The following is a 16484-nucleotide window of genomic DNA, read 5'->3' on the forward strand; positions in this document are numbered from 1 at the left end:
GTCGATCCTCGGGTGGGGCTCAGCCGGCCCTCAGGTTGCGCAACCGGTCGAGCGCGCCTTGCAGGATATAGCCCGCCGCGACATGGTCGATCACCTCGGCGCGACGCTTTCGCGACGTATCCGCCTCCAACAGCGCACGTTCGGCGGCGACGGTCGACAGCCGCTCGTCCCAGAAGGTGATCGGCAGGTCGGTCAGGCCCGAGAGGTTGCGTGCGAAGGCCCGGGTCTTCTGGCAGCGTGGCCCCTCGCTGCCGTCCATGTTGCGCGGCAGGCCGAGGACGATCCCGCCGATCTCGCGCTTGGCGAGGATCGCCAGCAGCGCCTCGGCATCCTTGGTGAACTTCACCCGGCGGATCGTCTCCAGCGGCGTCGCGACCGAGAGCAGGCCATCCGAGACCGCGACCCCGATCGTCTTGTCGCCGAAGTCGAGCCCCGCCAGCGCCCGGCGCGGGGGCAGGGCGGCGGCGAATTCCTCGATCGCCTCGATAACGCTCATGACGCCACCCCGGCCTTCTTCGCCGCCGCGCGGATGATCGAGAGCTCGTCGGGGTGGTCGGCAAAGCGCGTTTTCGCCTCGTTCCAGATCGCCGTGGCGCGCTCGGTGTTGCCCAGCACGCCGTAGGCCCCGATCAGCTGCGCCCATTCCGGCGCGGTGCCGCCCTCGGTCGCCAGCTTGTCGTTCAGACGCTGGACCATGCCCGCGATCATCTTCTGGCGCTCGGCCGGGGTCATCTTCTGTGCCGCCGCGATGTCGCCGGCCGAGGGGCCGGGCAGCGCCGGCGCGGCGCCCGGGGCCCCCGTTCCTTGACCAACCGTTCCCTGATCAGCCGGACCCTGGTCCGCCATGCCCTGAGCTGCTGTACCCTGACCCGCCGCATCCTTCGCCGCGTTCTCGATCAGCTGAAGTGCCTGGGGCTTGTCCTTGTAGGCGGCGCGGGCCTTGGCGATTGCGTCGGCTCGCTTGGCGGTCTCGCCCAGAACGCCGTAGGCGCCGATCAGCCGTGCCCATTCGGCGGGGCTGCCCCCATCCTTGTCCAGCCGTTCCGCCAGCCCCTGAACCATGCCGCGGATCATCTCCTGCCGCTCTGCCGGGGTCATCTTCTGCGCAGCCGCGACGTCGCCGGCCGAGGGGCCGGGCAGGGCGCCTTTGCCGCCCCCGGAGGGCGGGCCCTTCTCGGGTGGCAGCTGGTAGCGGACGCCGGCCAGCGCCGCCATCTGCGGCAGCTGGGCGCGCAGTTGCGGCACCCACGACGCCCCCGCCGGGCTGTCGTCGAGCAATGCCGCCCAGATCCTGAAACCGACGTCGGGCCGGCCGATCTGTGCCATCATCACGCCAAGGTAATAGCGCGCCTCGCCATTCTTCGGATCCATCTTCAGGGCGGTGTTGATCGCGCTCTCGGCCTCGGGTGAGATATAGCCGTTGGTCGCGTCATACATCAGCGCGGCCAGCTCGACATAATCCGCGGCCGTCGCCGCGTCGCCCTTCAGCCGGATCACCTGTTTCTGGGCGTCGACGGCGGCCTCGAACTTGCCGAGCTGCGGCTCATAGGTCACCAGGAGCTTCTGGCCGGTCAGGTCGTCGGGGTGCGCCTTGACCACCGCGCGCAGCTTTTCGATCATCGCAAGCGAGGTGGCATCGGGTGGCGGGAACAGCGGTGGTTGCCCCGCCGCGGCGCGGCGCTTCTCCTCGGCCGCCAGCGCCTGCTGGAACTGCTCAGATATCGCCTTCTGACTGGGCCGCTCCATCGCCAGCTTGCGCGATTCGGCCAGACGGGCGGCCATCGGGTCGTCCTGCATCCCCGGCACGCCCACGTCGCGATAAAGCAGGACGGACCCGGCCAGCAGCAGGACGACGACGATGCCCGCGGCCCAGCTTGCGGCCTTCGGTGCGGCGCGGGGCGGGGTGCCCGCGGCCAGCGCCCGGTCGGCCTCCAGCACCCGGCGCGACACCTCGGTGCGCACCCGGCGCGCCTCTTCCTCGGTGATCGTGCCGCGGGCCAGGTCGCGCTCCACCTCCTTGAGCTGGTCGCGGTAGATCTGCAGGTCGTAGGCCGCCGCAGGGGTTTCCAGTCGCCGTCCGCGCCACAGGGCAAGCAGCATCAGCCCGGCCACCACCGCGATCATCACGCCGGCCGCAAGCCAGAAGCCCGCGTCACCCCAGTCACTCAGGACGTCCATCGTCTACCTCCGCGCTCGCGCCCCCCGTGTAAGCCCTACGTTCGCGCGAAAAAAGCTGAAAATCCGCCGCAGGGGGGAGGCGGGGCCTGCCCCGTCCTGCGTCATCCTGTCCCGGTTTGCCCCGTTCCGGCCCCACGGCGGGCCCGATGTCGCATTCCCGCCGATTTGTGCCGCTCGCGGTGGCGGCCGCCCCCCAAGGGCGATTAGAACCCGGGATAGGACGCCAGACGCCGGGGAGTCGCCGCCGATGAAACGCTATTCCGTCTTCGCCATCGCCCGCGAGGCCATGCGCCACCACACCGGGTGGGAACGCGCCTGGGCCTCGCCCGAGCCGAAGGCAAACTATGATGTGATCATCATCGGCGCCGGGGGGCATGGCCTCGCCACCGCCTATTACCTCGGCAAGAACTTCGGCATCACCAATGTCGCGGTGATCGAGAAGGGCTGGCTGGGCGGCGGCAACACCGGGCGCAACACCACGATCATCCGGTCGAACTACCTTCAGGACCCCTCGGCCGCGATCTACGACAAGGCGCTGAAGCTCTACGAGAACCTTAGCCAGGACCTGAACTACAACGTCATGTTCTCGCCCCGCGGTCTGCTCATGCTGGCCCAGACCCACCACGAGGTCCGCGGCTACCTGCGCACGGTCCATGCCAACAACCTTCAGGGCGTCGCGACCGAGTGGATCGAGCCCGCCAAGGTCAAGGAGATCGTGCCGATCATCAACATCGACGGGCCGCGCTACCCGGTGCTCGGCGCGCTCTGGCAGCGCCGCGGCGGCACCGCGCGGCACGATGCCGTGGCCTGGGGCTACGCACGTGCCTGCTCCGACATGGGCATGCACATCCTCCAGAAGACCGAGGTCACGGGCGTGCGCCAGGAAAACGGCGCGGTCACCGGGGTCGAGACCTCGCGGGGCTTCATCGGCACCAAGAAGCTGGGCATCGTCGTCGCCGGCCATTCGGGCCAGGTCGCCGGCATGGCGGGCTTCCGCCTCCCGCTCGAGGCGGTCGCGCTTCAGGCGCTGGTGTCCGAGCCGATCAAACCCTGCATGGACGTAGTCGTCATGGCCAACACCGTGCACGGCTACATGTCGCAATCCGACAAAGGCGAGATGGTCATTGGCGGCGGCACCGACAGCTTCAACAACTTCACCCAGCGCGGTTCCTTCCACCATATCGAGGAAACCCTGCGCGCGCTGGTCGAGACCTTCCCGATGATCTCGCGCCTCAAGATGCTGCGGCAATGGGGCGGCATCGTCGACATGACCGGCGACCGTTCTCCCATCATCTCCAAGACGCCGCTGGGCAATTGCTTCATCAACTGCGGCTGGGGCACCGGCGGCTTCAAGGCGATCCCGGGTTCGGGCTGGGCGATGGCGGAGCTGATGGCCCGCGGACACGCCCCGCTCGCCGCCGAATTCGGCCTCGACCGCTTCCGCGAGGGCCGCTTCATCGACGAAAGCGTTGCCGCCGGGGTGGCCCACTGATGGTCGTGCCTTCCCTTCATCTTGGCGAAAATACTCTCGGGGGGCTCAGGGGGGCAGTCATGCCCCCTGCCTTCGCCCCCCGCCGTACTGCAAAGGTCTGCCCATGCTGATCCTCGAATGCCCCTATTGCGGCGTCAAAGCCGAAGAATCCGAACTCGCCGCCGGCGGAGAGGCGCATCTGAAGCGCTTCGGCGCGGGATCTACGGACGAGGATTTCGAGGGCTACCTGTTCGCCCGCAAGAACCCCAAGGGCGTGCATTTCGAACGCTGGCGCCACGCCTACGGCTGCGGCAAGTGGTTCCTCGCGGCGCGCTGCACCGCCACGCTCGAGGTGTTCGGGACCTATCCAGCCCAGACCGCCGAGCCGCCCGCCGACCTTGTGGCGAAGATCAAGCAGAAACGCCCGGAATGGGAGGGCTACAAATGAGCACCCGTCTTTCCTCGGGCGGCCGGCTGATCGACCGGGCGCGCACCGTCGAGTACAGCTTCAACGGCAAGCGCCTGCGCGGCTTCAAGGGCGACACGCTGGCCTCGGCGCTGCTTGCCTCCGACCAGATGCTCGTCGGCCGGTCGTTCAAGTATCACCGACCGCGCGGCATCGTGGCCTCGGGCGCGGAAGAGCCCAACGCCCTCGTGGGCCTGGGGACCGGTGCGCGGTTCGAGCCGAACCAGCGCATGACCACGACCGAGCTGTTCGACGGCCTGTCGTCGGCCAGCCAGAACCACTGGCCCAGCCTCGAATACGACGTGGGCGTGCTGAACAACGCGGTGGCAAAGTTCCTGCCGGCCGGCTTCTACTACAAGACCTTCATCCACCCCCGCGCCGCCTGGAAACACGTGTTCGAGCCGGTGATCCGCCAGTCCGCGGGCCTGGGCCGCGTACCGAAGGAACGCGACGCCGACCGCTACGAATATTTCTATGCCCATTGCGACCTGCTGGTCGTGGGCGGGGGGATCGCCGGGCTTCAGGCGGCGCTGGTGGCCGGGGCCGCGGGTGCCCGCGTGCTGGTGCTGGAACAGACCGCGCATTGGGGCGGACGTGCCCCCGTGGACGGGGTGGAGATCGACGGAAAACCTGCCGAGGCCTGGATCAAGGCTTCCGTGCAAGCCCTTGAAAAAATGTCGAATGTCATGCTGCGTCGCCGCACGATGGCGTCGGGTGTCTATGACCACGGCTATGTTCTTGCCGATGAGAAGGTGGCCGATCACACCCCCGGCGACGGGCGTCCGCGGCACCGGCTGTGGCGCATTCGGGCGGGGCGCATCGTCACCGCGACCGGCGCGATCGAACGGCCGCTGGCCTTTGCCGGCAACGACATCCCGGGCGTCATGCTGGCCTCGGCGGTGCGCGACTACGTGGTGAACTGGGCGGTCAGCCCGGGCGACCGCACGGTCGTCGTGACCAACAACGACGATGCCTATCGCACCGCGCTGGCGCTGAAGGCGGCGGGGCTTCAGGTGCCTGCCGTCGTCGACGCGCGTGACCGTGCCGACGGCGCGCTGCCGCAGGCCGCGCGGGCCGCGGGGATCCGCGTGCTCACCGGCTCGGCCATCGCCAAGGCCCATGGCGGCAAGCGCCTGTCGGGCGTCGCGATCTGCGCCCAGGGCGGCGAGGGCAATGCCGTCACCGAAGAGATCCCCTGCGAAGCGGTTGCCATGTCGGGCGGCTGGTCGCCAGTTGTCCACCTCTACAGCCATTGCGGCGGCAAGCTGAGCTGGGACGAGGCACATGCCATGTTCCGCCCTGACGCGGCCCGCCCGCCCACCGGCGCCGATGGCACCGGCTTCGTCTTTGCCGCCGGGGCCGCCAATGGCGCGCTTTACGTGCAGGACGTGCTGGGCGACGCGACGAAGGCCACCATCGCCGCACTTCAGGCCGCGGGCGTGGCCGAGGTCGAAACCGTCGTCCCCGCCGTGAAGGCCGAGGTGGAGGCGCCGATGATCCCGATCTGGGTCATGCCGCAGGGCGCGGGGCCGGATCTGCGCATGAAGATGTGGCTCGACTACCAGAACGACGTGAAGGTCTCGGACGTGCAGCTGGCCGCGCGCGAGGGCTATGAAAGCGTCGAGCACACCAAGCGCTATACCACGCTGGGCATGGCGACGGATCAGGGGAAGCTAAGCAACATCAACGGCTTGGCGGTACTTTCTAATGCTTTGAACGCACCGATCCCAGAGGTGGGTACCACCACCTTCCGCCCGCCCTATACCCCGGTCACCATCGGCGCGCTTGCCGGTGAGGCGCGGGGCGAGATCTTCCAGCCGCTGCGCCGTACCGCGATCCACGACTGGCACGAGGCACATGGCGTTGAGTGGGAGCCCGTCGGCCACTGGCGCCGGCCCTATTGCTACAAGAACGGGGCCGAGATCGCCTCGGCCGCCGTCAACCGCGAAGTTCTGGCGGTGCGCGAACGGGTCGGCCTGCTCGACGCCTCGACGCTGGGCAAGATCCTGGTGAAGGGGCCGGATGCCGGGCGCTTCCTCGACATGCTCTACACCAACATGATGAGCAACCTGAAACCGGGCAAATGCCGCTATGGTCTGATGTGCTCGGAAAACGGCTTCCTGATGGACGACGGCGTCGTCGCCCGGATCGACGAGGAGACGTGGCTGTGCCACACCACCTCGGGCGGGGCGGACCGGATCCATGGCTGGATGGAAGACTGGCTGCAATGCGAATGGTGGGACTGGAAGGTCTACACCGCCAACCTGACCGAGCAATATACCCAGATCGCCGTGGTCGGCCCGAAGGCCCGCGCTGTTCTGGAAAAGCTTGGCGGGATCGAGGTTTCCGGCGAAGAGTTCAAGTTCATGGAATGGCGCGAGGGCACGCTTGGCGGCCTGCCTGCGCGGATCTTCCGGATCTCGTTCTCGGGTGAACTCAGCTACGAGATCGCCACCCCCGCGGGCCATGGCCGCGCGCTGTGGGATGCGCTTCTGAAAGCGGGCGAGGAGTTCGGCATCACCCCCTACGGCACCGAGGCGCTGCACGTCATGCGGGCCGAGAAGGGCTTTATCATGATCGGGGATGAAAGCGACGGCACCGTCATCCCGCAGGACCTGAACCTGAACTGGGCAATCTCGAAGAAGAAAGAGGATTTCCTCGGCAAGCGGGGGCAGGAGCGCAGCTACCTAGCCGATCCCGGGCGGTGGAAGCTTGTCGGTCTGGAAACCCTTGACGGCACGGTCCTGCCCGATGGCGCCTATGCGGTGGCCGACGGCTTCAACGCCAACGGCCAGCGCAACACGCAGGGGCGGATCACCTCGACCTACTGGTCGCCGACCCTGCGCAAGGGCATCGCGATGGCGCTGGTGCACCGCGGGCCGGAGCGAATGGGCGAGGTGCTGGAATTTCCGAAACCCGACGGGTCGAGCGTGAAGGCAAAGATCTGCGACCCGGTCTTCTATGACAAGGATGGGGAGAAGCAGAATGTCTGAACCCGTTTCGATTTCCGCTTCGGCCCCCGCTGCGGCCCAAGCTTCGGCCCCGGCGCCCGTGTCGGCACTGAACGGGGCAAGCTTCGAGGGGATGGTGAAGATCCGCGAGGCCGGGGCCTGCGGCATGATCACCCTGCGTGGGAATTTTGCTTCGGAAGCTTTTGTATCAGCGGTGAAATCCGCTTCCGGCCTCGATCTGCCCGGGATCCGGCAGGTGGTGCGCGCGGACGGCATGACGTTGGGCTGGATGTCGCCCGACGAGCTGATGCTGATGCTGCCCTATGCCGAGGTGCCGGGCGTGCTGGCCCGGCTGAACGCGGCGCTGGCGGGCGAACATGCGCTGGCGGTCGACGTGTCGGATGCGCGGGCGGTGTTCGTGCTGACCGGCACGCGGGCGCGCGAGGTGCTTGCCAAGCTGTCGCCGGCGGACCTGGCGCCTGGCCATTTCGCGGAGGGCGAGCTGCGGCGGACCCGGCTGGCCCAGGTGCCGGCGGCATTCTGGATGACCGGCGAGGCGGAGGTCACGCTGTTCTGCTTTCGCTCGGTGGCGGGCTACGTCATGGGCCTGCTGACCACCGCCGCCGCGCCCGGGGGCGAGGTCGGCGCCTGGTGAACCGGGGCATCGTCGCCGGCACAGTCGCGCTGCTCCTCGCCACGCTTCTAGGCGGTGCCGAGGGAGCCCGCGCCGGGACCGCTGAGGTCTACCGATGTGGGCTGACGAAGGCACCGCCCGGCGGCGGGATCGCGGCGCCCCTGCGCGTCGTGCTGAACCCGGCGGCGGACAGGGCGCAGGTGTCGGACCCGATGACCACCTTCTACGCCGGCGGGCCCGTCACGGCGCGGCTGACGCCTCGGGGCGCGGGCTGGCGCCTTGACTGGCGGATCGACGGGGTCGGGGGCGACGGTGCGGCACCGCACCCGGTGGATTACCGGGCGGAGATCGCCGCGGACGGGGCGCTGACGGTCCGCGCGACGCCCGTGGGCGGCGGCAAGGTCCTGCGCGCATCGGGCACTTGCTACGCCGGCTGAGGCTTCACGCGAAAATGTCTGGACCGGCGGGCGAAGGGCGGCAACGCTCCCTCCCGCGATGTCGTGGTGTCGTATTGAGGGCGGGGGGCAAGGACAGGATGGGACGCAGGATTTCGGAACGGCTGGTGAGCGCGGCGGCGGTTCTGATGCTGGGCGGCGGTGGCGCGATGGCCGCGCCCCTGCGCTATGACTGCCAGCTGAACGGTCGGCCGGCGCGGAGCTTCATGTCACCCACCCTGTCGATCGTGCTGTTCGATCGCACGGACCGGGCCAATGTGCTGGACGGCATCATCTGGAAGGCCAAGCACCGCTGGATCCCGGCACATGTGCAGGTGGACAATCCGCGACGGGCCACACTGGTCTGGGTCGTGAACGGCGTGCCCGCGCGACATGCCAGCAAGTACACCACCGTGTCGGTGCGCGAGACGGCGACGCTGATCAAGGGGGCGGGACGGATCCAGCTGAGCCAGCAGGCGCTGGGGGCGGACAACAGCTTTTCCGCCGCGGGAACCTGCACCGCGCGCGTCCCTCCCTTCATGGAAAAGCGCGGCGCGAGGCGCGGTTGAAGGCACGGCCCGGGGCAGAGGCGTCGCTGCCCCCCGCATCTGTGCCGCAAGACAGGACGCCAAGACAGGGTGCCGATACTGGCATCGAGGTGGGCATCGAGTTCGGGCATCGAGTCTGGGCATCGAGTCCGGGCATCAAAACTGGGCGAAGCGCCCGGGAACGCGGGGGCGGGGGCTTGCGTTATCCGGGTGGCCGGGCGCCGCCCGAAGGTGTCGCCTGACATATCGGCCCTTGACCTCTGCGCCCTACGCGCTCTTTATCCGGTCGAGACCGCAACCTGACCATGCGCGAAAGGAGAAAGCGATGGCTTTCGAACTCCCCGATCTTCCCTATGCCCACGATGCACTTGCCGCGTTCGGCATGTCGAAGGAAACGCTGGAATATCACCACGACCTGCACCACAAGGCCTATGTCGACAACGGCAACAAGGCGATCGCCGGCACCGAGTGGGAAGGCAAGTCGGTCGAAGAGATCGTCAAGGGCACCTACCAGTCCGGCGCCGTGGCGCAGAACGGCATCTTCAACAACGCCTCGCAGCACTGGAACCACACCCAGTTCTGGGAAATGATGGGCCCGGGCAGCCAGTCGATGCCGGGTGAGCTGGAGAAGGCGATCACCGAATCCTTCGGCTCGGTGCAGAAGTTCAAGGACGACTTCGCCGCCGCCGGCGCCGGCCAGTTCGGTTCGGGCTGGGCCTGGCTGGTGAAGGACAGCGATGGTTCGCTCAAGGTCACCAAGACCGAGAATGGCGTGAACCCGCTCTGCTTCGGCCAGACCGCGCTTCTGGGCTGCGACGTGTGGGAGCACAGCTACTACATCGATTTCCGCAACAAGCGTCCGGCCTACCTCACCAACTTCCTCGACAACCTGGTGAACTGGGAAAACGTGGCCTCGCGCCTGTAATCCTGTCGGCTGCGGGGCGCCGGGGCGAGGGCCCGTGGCCCCCGCGCGGGACATCATGAACAAGGCAAGGCCGGGACAGGACGTCCCGGCCTTCGTCGTTTCGGGGATCGGTGAGGGCCGCCCACGGGGTGTGGCGCCGCACGGGTCAGGGCGCGGGACAGGGTGTCGGGCAAGGCGCGACACGGTTTCCTGAGACTTCCGCGATCGGCTGCGATCCGCCGAGGAACAGCGCCCCCGGCTCGCGCGTTTTATCCATGCTTTCCAATACGAAGGAGGAAGACATGGCAGAGCGCCTGAGATCCAGGGACGGCCACCGCGAGACCGACGACATCCTCGGCGAGAGCGGCACCATCTCGCAGGCGGGGCGATCGGGGGGGCAACCGGCCCGCCGCGTGGCCTCCATCGACGAGAAGAAACGCGCGTTCGAGCGGCCCGCCGGCGCCACCCGCGTGACCGAGTCGCTCGAGAAGGGGCGCGACGGCGGGGAGGGTCAGCGATGACCCTTCTGAAGAACGGCACCTGGCTGCTGGTCGCCGATGGCGAGAAGGCCCTGCTGATGGAGAACATCGGCGACGAGGATCTGCCGGTGCTCGAGGTGCGCCGCAAGGACCAGCAGGTGAACCCGCCCGATCACGAGCAGGGCGCCAACCGCCCGGGCCGCAAGGCCGACAACGGCTTCGGTCAGCGCTCGGCGATGGACGATACCGACTGGCACGAGCTGGCGAAGGAGCGCTTCGCCGACGATCTTGCGCAGATCCTATATCTGCGGGCGCATCGTGGCGATTTCGACCGTATCGTGCTGGTCGCGGCGCCCTCGATTCTGGGGGAGATGCGGCGCAAGCTGCATAAGGAGGTGTCCGAGCGCGTGATCGGCGAGGTCCCCAAGACCCTCACCAATCACGAGACCGACCGGATCGGCCATATCGTCAAGGATGCGCTGGCCGAGGCGGCCTGAGTCTCCCGGGCCCGGCAGGGGCGCGGCGGGCCGGCTGCCGCGCCCCTCGCCATCATCGGCCGTGGCCCGACTGCCGGGCTCGGCCCGATCCCGTTTTCGTTCCTTGCATCTGCCGTTCCGCGGGGCCGGGCCCCAGGGTGGATTGCGGCCCGTCGGGCGCCTCTGTAGCGTGGCGCCGCAATACGGGACGCAGGATCAGGAAAGGATCAACGCGGTGCTCAATCACATCATGATCGGTACGAACGACATTGACCGGTCGCAGAAGTTCTATGACGCGGTGCTGGCGGTGCTGGGCGCGGGCGCCCCGGTCCGCAACACCAACGAAACCGGACAGGAACGGCTGTTCTACCGCCACGACGGCAGCACCTTCTCGGTCTCCGAACCGATCGACGGCGCGGCGGCGACCATCGGGAACGGCAGCACCGTGGGCTTCAGATGCACCTCGGCCGAACAGTTGCAGCAGTTCCACGATGTTGCCGTGGCCCATGGCGGCACCTCGATCGAGACGCCGCCGAGCGCCCGGTCGAACGGCATGTGGCTGGCCTATTTTCGCGACCCCGACGGCAACAAGATCTGCGGCGTCTACCGCCCCGCAACCTGACATTCGCCGCGCCCGGGCGGGGGAAGCCTGCCCGGGCCACGCGCCCGGCGTCGTCGTACCCCGGGATCCTTCGCCCACCCCCTTACCTCCGGCGGCTGGACGGGCTAGAGCAGGCGGGCGAACGGGAGAGGACAGATCCATGAGCGGCAGCCGATGAACGAGTCGCTGAAAGGCGTGCTGGCGATGATTGCCGCCTGCGCGATATGGGGTCTCTCCAGCCTTTACTACAAGTTGCTGGAACAGGTGCCCCCGCTTGAAGTGCTCAGCCACCGCACGCTGTGGTCGGCACTGTTCTTCGGCATCGTGCTGGCGTTCCAGGGGCGGCTGGGGCAGGTGCCCGCGCTTCTGGGCGGGCGGCGGGTGCTTCTGGTGACGCTGGCGGCTCTCTGCATCTCGGCGAACTGGTTCATGTTCATCCTGTCGATCCAGATCGGTCACGCGATGCAGGCGAGCCTTGGCTATTACATCTTTCCGCTGGTGGCGGTCGTCCTGGGCATCGTGGCCTTCGGCGAGCGGCCGAACGCCGCGCAGGCGGTGGCGGTGACGCTTGCGCTGCTGGCTGTGGTGGTGCTGACCTGGGGGCTGGGGGTCACGCCGTGGATCTCGCTTACCATCGCGGTGACCTTCGGATTCTACGGGCTCCTCAAGAAGCGGCTCGACGCGGGGCCCGTGGTGTCGGTCACGGCCGAGGTTCTGGTTCTGTCACCGATCGCGCTGGTCTGGCTGGCCGGCCTGCAGATTGGGGCGTGGCCGGGCCAGCCGCCGGCGCATTTCACGCTCTCCGATCCGCGGACGGCGGCGCTGCTGGCGCTGTCGGGCATCCTGACCGGCGGGCCGCTGGTTCTGTTCTCCTACGCCGCGCGGCGGGTCAACATGGCGACGGTGGGGTTGATCCAGTACGTCAACCCGACGCTGCAGTTCCTGATCGCCACCTTCATCTTTGCCGAGCCTTTCACCCCCTGGCACCTGGCGGCCTTCGCGCTGATCTGGGCCGCGCTGGTGATCTACTCGGTGGCGACGGTGGCACGCGACAGGGCGGTGCGCAGGGCCTCGACCAGGCTGTCGACATCGGGGATCAGCCCCACGTAATCCTTCAGCGAGGCATCGGCGAAGCCCTCGGCGATGACGTGGTCCATCAGCCCTTCCAGCGGCTGCCAGTAGCCCTCGGTGTCGAGCAGCAGCACCGGCTTCGCATGCAGGCCCAGCTGGCGCCAGGTCAGCACCTCGAAGAACTCGTCAAGCGACCCGGCCCCGCCGGGCAGCACCACGATCGCGTCCGAGTTCATGTACATGACCTTCTTGCGCTCATGCATGTTCTCGGTGACGACGAAGGTCGACAGATCGCGCTTGCCGACCTCGCGGTTCAGCAGGTGTTCGGGGATCACGCCGAAGGTCGCGCCACCGGCGGACTGGGTGGCGCGGGCGACCTCTCCCATCAGGCCGACGTCGCCGGCGCCGTAGACCAGGCGCCAGCCCTCGGCGGCGATCCGGGCGCCAAGATCGCGGGCCGCGGCGGCATAGGCCGGGCGGGCGCCGGGACGCGAGCCGCAGAAGACACAGACGGAAGCGGGAATGAGGGGCATGGCAGGGTCCGGGCACGGGTTTCTTTGACCCGTGATATCGGGGTTGCTATTGTCTCTCAAGCGCGCTGCCCGACAAAAATCCCGGGAGAAACCCGGAGGGGCGGCGACCGCACCGGGGAGACGGAATGGCTGGTTGGAACGAGATGGGGGCGGGCAAGCGCGCCGCCCTTGGTGGCGGGGTGGCTCTGGTCGTCCTGGGGCTTGTCGGTGGCGTCTGGATGGTCTCCGGGCCGCACCCGGGGGGCGGGGGGATGAAAACCGTGCCGATGCTGTCCCAGGCCGGAAGGGAGGAGAATGCCGCGACGGCGGCGGCGTCATCCACGGCTCCTTCCTCCGTGCCCTTGTCTGCTGCGGCGCCCTCCTCGTCTGCGGCGTCCTCCTCCGCGACCGGCGCTGGCGCCCCGTCTCCGGTGGCGTCGTCCTCTGTCACCGGCGGGACCGGCGCGGCGGGAGACACGGCCAGGACCCCGGCGATGCCTACCAGCCCCGGCGCCCCCTCGTTCGACGTGGTGCGGGTCAGCCCCGACGGCCAGGCCCTTGTCGCAGGGCGTGCCAGCCCCGGCGCGAAGATCGAGATCGAGATCGCCGGCAAGGGCGTGGCCAGCACCGCGGCGGATGGAGAGGGCCGCTTCGTCTCGATGTTCGATCTGCCCCGTGCCGACGCACCCCGGTTGATGCGGCTGCATGCGACCGGCGCCGACGGCAAGCGCGTCGCCTCGTCCGATGACGTGATCCTTGCGCCCACGCCCGCTGCGCCGGCGGCGCCCGGGATGGGGCAGGGCGCAGATGCGGGCCCGGGGGCGGAGCTTGCCACCACCGACGCCGCACCGCTCCCGCCGGGTGGAGCCTCTGGCGCGGCGGGGCGCGTCCCCGGGGCCGCCTCGGCGCCGGGTGGAGAGGGCATCGCGCCCACGGCGATGGCTCCGGGGCCACAGGCGCGCCCGACCTCCGGCCCCGCCGTGGCCGCCGCCGACGGGCAGGCCCCCGCCGTGCTGCTGGCCGGCAAGGACGGGGTCAGGGTGCTTCAGGGTGGTGCCGCCTCGGCGCCGCGGCCGAAGGGAGAGGTTGCGATCGACGCGATCTCCTACGGGGCGAAGGGCGAGGTGCAGCTTTCCGGCCAGGGTAGGGAGGGCGAGGCCGTGCGCCTCTACCTCGACAATCGTGAAGTGGCGACTGCGCCGGTCGGGCCCGGCGGCAGCTGGGCGGTCACGGTGCCGGGCGTGGGGCAGGGCCTCTACACCCTGCGCGCCGATCAGATCGACGCCGCGGGCAAGGTCGTCTCGCGGTTCGAGACGCCCTTCAAGCGCGAGGCACCCGAACTCGTCGCCGCCGCCCCCGGCCAGGGGGAACCGGCAGTGGCGGGCGTCGGCACGACCGCCGGGGTCAGCGCGGCGATCATCACCGTCCAGCCCGGCTATACCCTGTGGGGCATCGCCAAGCGCAATTACGGCGACGGCCTGATGTACGTGAAGGTCTTCGCCGCCAACAAGGGCCAGATCCGCGACCCGAACCTGATCTATCCCGGCCAGGTCTTCTCGGTCCCCGCCGCGAACTGAAGCCGAACCTCCCACCCCTGCAATCCGGACCGATGGCGCGTCCCCCCGGGCCACCGCGCCGCCCGGCAACTGCCGGCCCCCTGTTCCCTTTCTGCTCTCAAATATCCCGGGGGGTGCAGGGGGCAGCGCCCCCGCCGGCCCGCCCTTTCCACGCCGACCGCCCCTCCGATCCGAGCCCCCGCCCCGCCACACCCGCCCCGCCACACCCTTCGCGCCACACCTGATCCACCGCACCCGCCTCTCTCCACCTGCCTCTTTCCGACATCCCCGCTCCGGTCTCCTTGCTCTGGCCAAGACATGCGTCCCGCCCTATGTGAGGTGCCACACGAAAGGGACGGTGCATGACCGATACGACAACGAAGGCCGACGCGAAGCACGACGCCGCGCGTGAACGCGCCAGCGGATTGCGCACGATCCGCCGGGTGATCCCCTACCTCTGGCCCGAGGGCGAGGCGTGGGTGAAACGCCGCGTCGTGATGGCGCTTGGCGCGCTGGTACTGGCGAAGCTGTTCTCGCTGATCATCCCGTGGTTCTACAAGGCCGCGGTCGATGCGCTGGCCCCCAGCCAGCCCAGCCCGGCCTGGACGCTGGGGGCGGGCGCCGTCGGCCTGACCGTGGCCTACGGCATAGCGCGGCTCGCCAACGTGGGGTTCGGCGAGCTGCGCGATGCGGTCTTCGTGCGGGTGGGGCAACGGGCATTGCGCAAGCTGGCGCTGGAAACCTTCACCCACATGCATCGGCTCTCGATGCGCTATCACATCACGCGCCGCACCGGTGGCCTGTCGCGCATCATCGAACGCGGGGTGAAGGGGGTCGACTTCCTGTTGCGCTTCACCCTGTTCTCGATCGGGCCGCTGCTTCTGGAACTGATCATGGTGACCGTGGTCTTCCTCGTCGTCTTTAACGTCTGGTACGCCGCGGTCGTGGTGGTGACGATCGTGCTCTACATCGCCTTTACCTTCAAGGTGACCGAGTGGCGGGTCCAGATCCGGCGCGAGATGAACGCGCAGGATACCGATGCCAACCAGAAGGCGATCGACAGCCTGCTGAACTTCGAGACCGTCAAGTATTTCGGCGCCGAGCTGCGCGAGGCAGAGCGCTACGACAGCGCGATGGCGGGGTATGAGCGCGCGGCGGTCAAGACCGGGCAGTCGCTGAGCCTGCTGAACTTCGGCCAGTCGCTGCTGATCACGACGGGCCTCGTCCTCGTCATGGTGATGGCGGCGGTGGGGGTGCAGCAGGGCAAGCTGACAGTGGGCGATTTCGTCATGGTCAACGCCTACATGATGCAGATCACCCAGCCGCTGGGCTTCCTCGGCACGGTCTACCGCGAGATCCGCCAGGCGTTGACCGACATGGCCGAGATGTTCGACCTGCTGGAGCAGCCGGCGGAAGTGAAGGACAAGCCCGGGGCGCCGGCGCTGAAGGTCTCGGGCGGCGAGGTCCGGTTCGAGGGGGTGAAGTTCGGCTACGACCCGGCGCGCCCGATCCTCAAGGGGCTGAGCCTGACCGTGGCGCCGGGGCAGAAGGTGGCGATCGTCGGGCCTTCGGGGGCGGGGAAATCCACCATCGGCCGGATCCTCTTCCGGTTCTACGACGTGACGGGCGGGGCGCTGAAGATCGACGGGCAGGACCTGCGCGACGTGACGCAGGACAGCCTGCACGCCCAGATCGGGGTGGTGCCGCAGGATACCGTGCTGTTCAACGACACGGTGCGCTACAACATCGCCTACGGCCGCCCCGACGCGACAGAGGAGGAAATCGTGGCGGCGGCGAAGTCGGCCCATATCCACGAGTTCATCCTGTCGCTGCCCGAGGGCTACGACACGGCTGTGGGCGAACGCGGGCTGAAGCTCTCGGGCGGAGAGAAGCAGCGCGTGGGGATCGCGCGCACGATCCTCAAGAACCCGCCGATCCTTCTGCTGGACGAGGCGACCTCGGCGCTCGACACCCAGACCGAGCGCGACATCCAGGACGCGCTGCACGAGGTGGGCGCGGGGCGCACGGTGCTGACCATCGCGCACCGCCTGTCCACGATCGCCGACAGCGACCGGATCGTGGTGCTGGAGAAGGGCGAGATCGTGGAGGAAGGCCGGCACGAGGATCTTCTCGCCCAGGGCGGGCGCTACGCCGCGATGTGGGCCCGGCAATCGGCCGAGGAAGAGGACGAGGCCGCCTGAGC

Annotated in this window: 16 protein-coding genes; 13 read left to right on the plus strand and 3 right to left on the minus strand. The window is 68.7% G+C overall.

Features of this window, described 5'->3' with window-relative positions; genetic code table 11:
- Positions 1-19 precede the first annotated feature (19 nt).
- Both ruvX and ccmI read right to left on the minus strand, forming a co-directional pair.
- Complete coding sequence (gene ruvX, locus CVV76_RS05155; RefSeq protein WP_102223568.1) at positions 20-496, minus strand: Holliday junction resolvase RuvX; 477 nt, start codon at positions 494-496, stop codon at positions 20-22.
- The gene (ccmI, locus tag CVV76_RS05160; protein WP_233192722.1) at positions 493-2178 is read right to left on the minus strand and encodes a c-type cytochrome biogenesis protein CcmI; all 1686 of its coding nucleotides are present in this window, start codon (positions 2176-2178) and stop codon (positions 493-495) included. The genes ruvX and ccmI overlap by 4 nt, the downstream gene beginning before the upstream one ends.
- A gap of 247 nt (positions 2179-2425) precedes the next feature.
- On the opposite strand from ccmI, the gene CVV76_RS05165 reads away from it, so the two are divergent.
- The 11 genes from CVV76_RS05165 (at position 2426) to rarD (ending at position 12252) form a co-directional block, all read left to right on the plus strand.
- Positions 2426-3670: a sarcosine oxidase subunit beta family protein gene (locus CVV76_RS05165; protein ID WP_102223569.1), complete on the plus strand. Its 1245-nt coding sequence runs from the start codon at positions 2426-2428 to the stop codon at positions 3668-3670.
- A 103-nt stretch (positions 3671-3773) separates the two neighbouring features.
- Positions 3774-4097: a sarcosine oxidase subunit delta gene (locus CVV76_RS05170; protein ID WP_102223570.1), complete on the plus strand. Its 324-nt coding sequence runs from the start codon at positions 3774-3776 to the stop codon at positions 4095-4097.
- Positions 4094-7108: a sarcosine oxidase subunit alpha family protein gene (locus CVV76_RS05175; RefSeq protein ID WP_102223571.1), complete on the plus strand. Its 3015-nt coding sequence runs from the start codon at positions 4094-4096 to the stop codon at positions 7106-7108. Before CVV76_RS05170 ends, CVV76_RS05175 begins: the two co-directional genes overlap by 4 nt.
- A complete protein-coding gene (locus tag CVV76_RS05180) occupies positions 7101-7721 on the plus strand; it encodes a sarcosine oxidase subunit gamma (RefSeq protein ID WP_102223572.1) in 621 nt (206 codons plus the stop codon). Before CVV76_RS05175 ends, CVV76_RS05180 begins: the two co-directional genes overlap by 8 nt.
- Positions 7718-8137, plus strand: coding sequence for a hypothetical protein (locus CVV76_RS05185; protein WP_102223573.1), 420 nt, complete (start codon positions 7718-7720; stop codon positions 8135-8137). The genes CVV76_RS05180 and CVV76_RS05185 overlap by 4 nt, the downstream gene beginning before the upstream one ends.
- Before the next feature lie 98 nt (positions 8138-8235).
- Positions 8236-8703, plus strand: a complete 468-nt coding sequence (locus CVV76_RS05190) for a hypothetical protein (protein ID WP_102223574.1) — start codon at positions 8236-8238, stop codon at positions 8701-8703.
- Between the two features lie 304 nt (positions 8704-9007).
- Positions 9008-9607: a superoxide dismutase gene (locus tag CVV76_RS05195; protein WP_102223575.1), complete on the plus strand. Its 600-nt coding sequence runs from the start codon at positions 9008-9010 to the stop codon at positions 9605-9607.
- 281 nt (positions 9608-9888) lie between these two features.
- Positions 9889-10107, plus strand: coding sequence for a hypothetical protein (locus tag CVV76_RS05200; protein ID WP_102223576.1), 219 nt, complete (start codon positions 9889-9891; stop codon positions 10105-10107).
- Positions 10104-10562, plus strand: a complete 459-nt coding sequence (locus CVV76_RS05205; RefSeq protein ID WP_102223577.1) for a host attachment family protein — start codon at positions 10104-10106, stop codon at positions 10560-10562. The genes CVV76_RS05200 and CVV76_RS05205 overlap by 4 nt, the downstream gene beginning before the upstream one ends.
- A 214-nt stretch (positions 10563-10776) precedes the next feature.
- A complete protein-coding gene (locus CVV76_RS05210; RefSeq protein WP_102223578.1) occupies positions 10777-11163 on the plus strand; it encodes a VOC family protein in 387 nt (128 codons plus the stop codon).
- 153 nt (positions 11164-11316) lie between these two features.
- Positions 11317-12252 (plus strand): EamA family transporter RarD, encoded by a 936-nt coding sequence (rarD, locus tag CVV76_RS05215; RefSeq protein WP_102223579.1) that lies wholly within the window; start codon positions 11317-11319, stop codon positions 12250-12252.
- Here rarD and CVV76_RS05220 read toward each other — a convergent pair.
- A complete protein-coding gene (locus CVV76_RS05220; protein WP_102223580.1) occupies positions 12168-12746 on the minus strand; it encodes an LOG family protein in 579 nt (192 codons plus the stop codon). The genes rarD and CVV76_RS05220 overlap by 85 nt on opposite strands.
- A gap of 473 nt (positions 12747-13219) precedes the next feature.
- Between CVV76_RS05220 and CVV76_RS05225 the strand changes: the two genes are divergently transcribed.
- Together CVV76_RS05225 and CVV76_RS05230 are read left to right on the plus strand one after the other, a co-directional pair.
- Positions 13220-14302 carry a LysM peptidoglycan-binding domain-containing protein gene (locus CVV76_RS05225; protein WP_102223581.1) on the plus strand — a complete coding sequence of 361 codons (1083 nt, stop codon included), beginning with the start codon at positions 13220-13222 and terminating at the stop codon, positions 14300-14302.
- Positions 14303-14643: 341 nt separating this feature from the next.
- On the plus strand, positions 14644-16482 hold the full coding sequence (locus CVV76_RS05230; RefSeq protein ID WP_102223582.1) for an ABCB family ABC transporter ATP-binding protein/permease: 1839 nt from the start codon (positions 14644-14646) through the stop codon (positions 16480-16482).
- Positions 16483-16484 lie beyond the last annotated feature (2 nt).

This window comes from Acidimangrovimonas sediminis (genome assembly GCF_002871005.1).
GTDB classification, from domain to species: Bacteria; Pseudomonadota; Alphaproteobacteria; order Rhodobacterales; family Rhodobacteraceae; genus Acidimangrovimonas; species Acidimangrovimonas sediminis.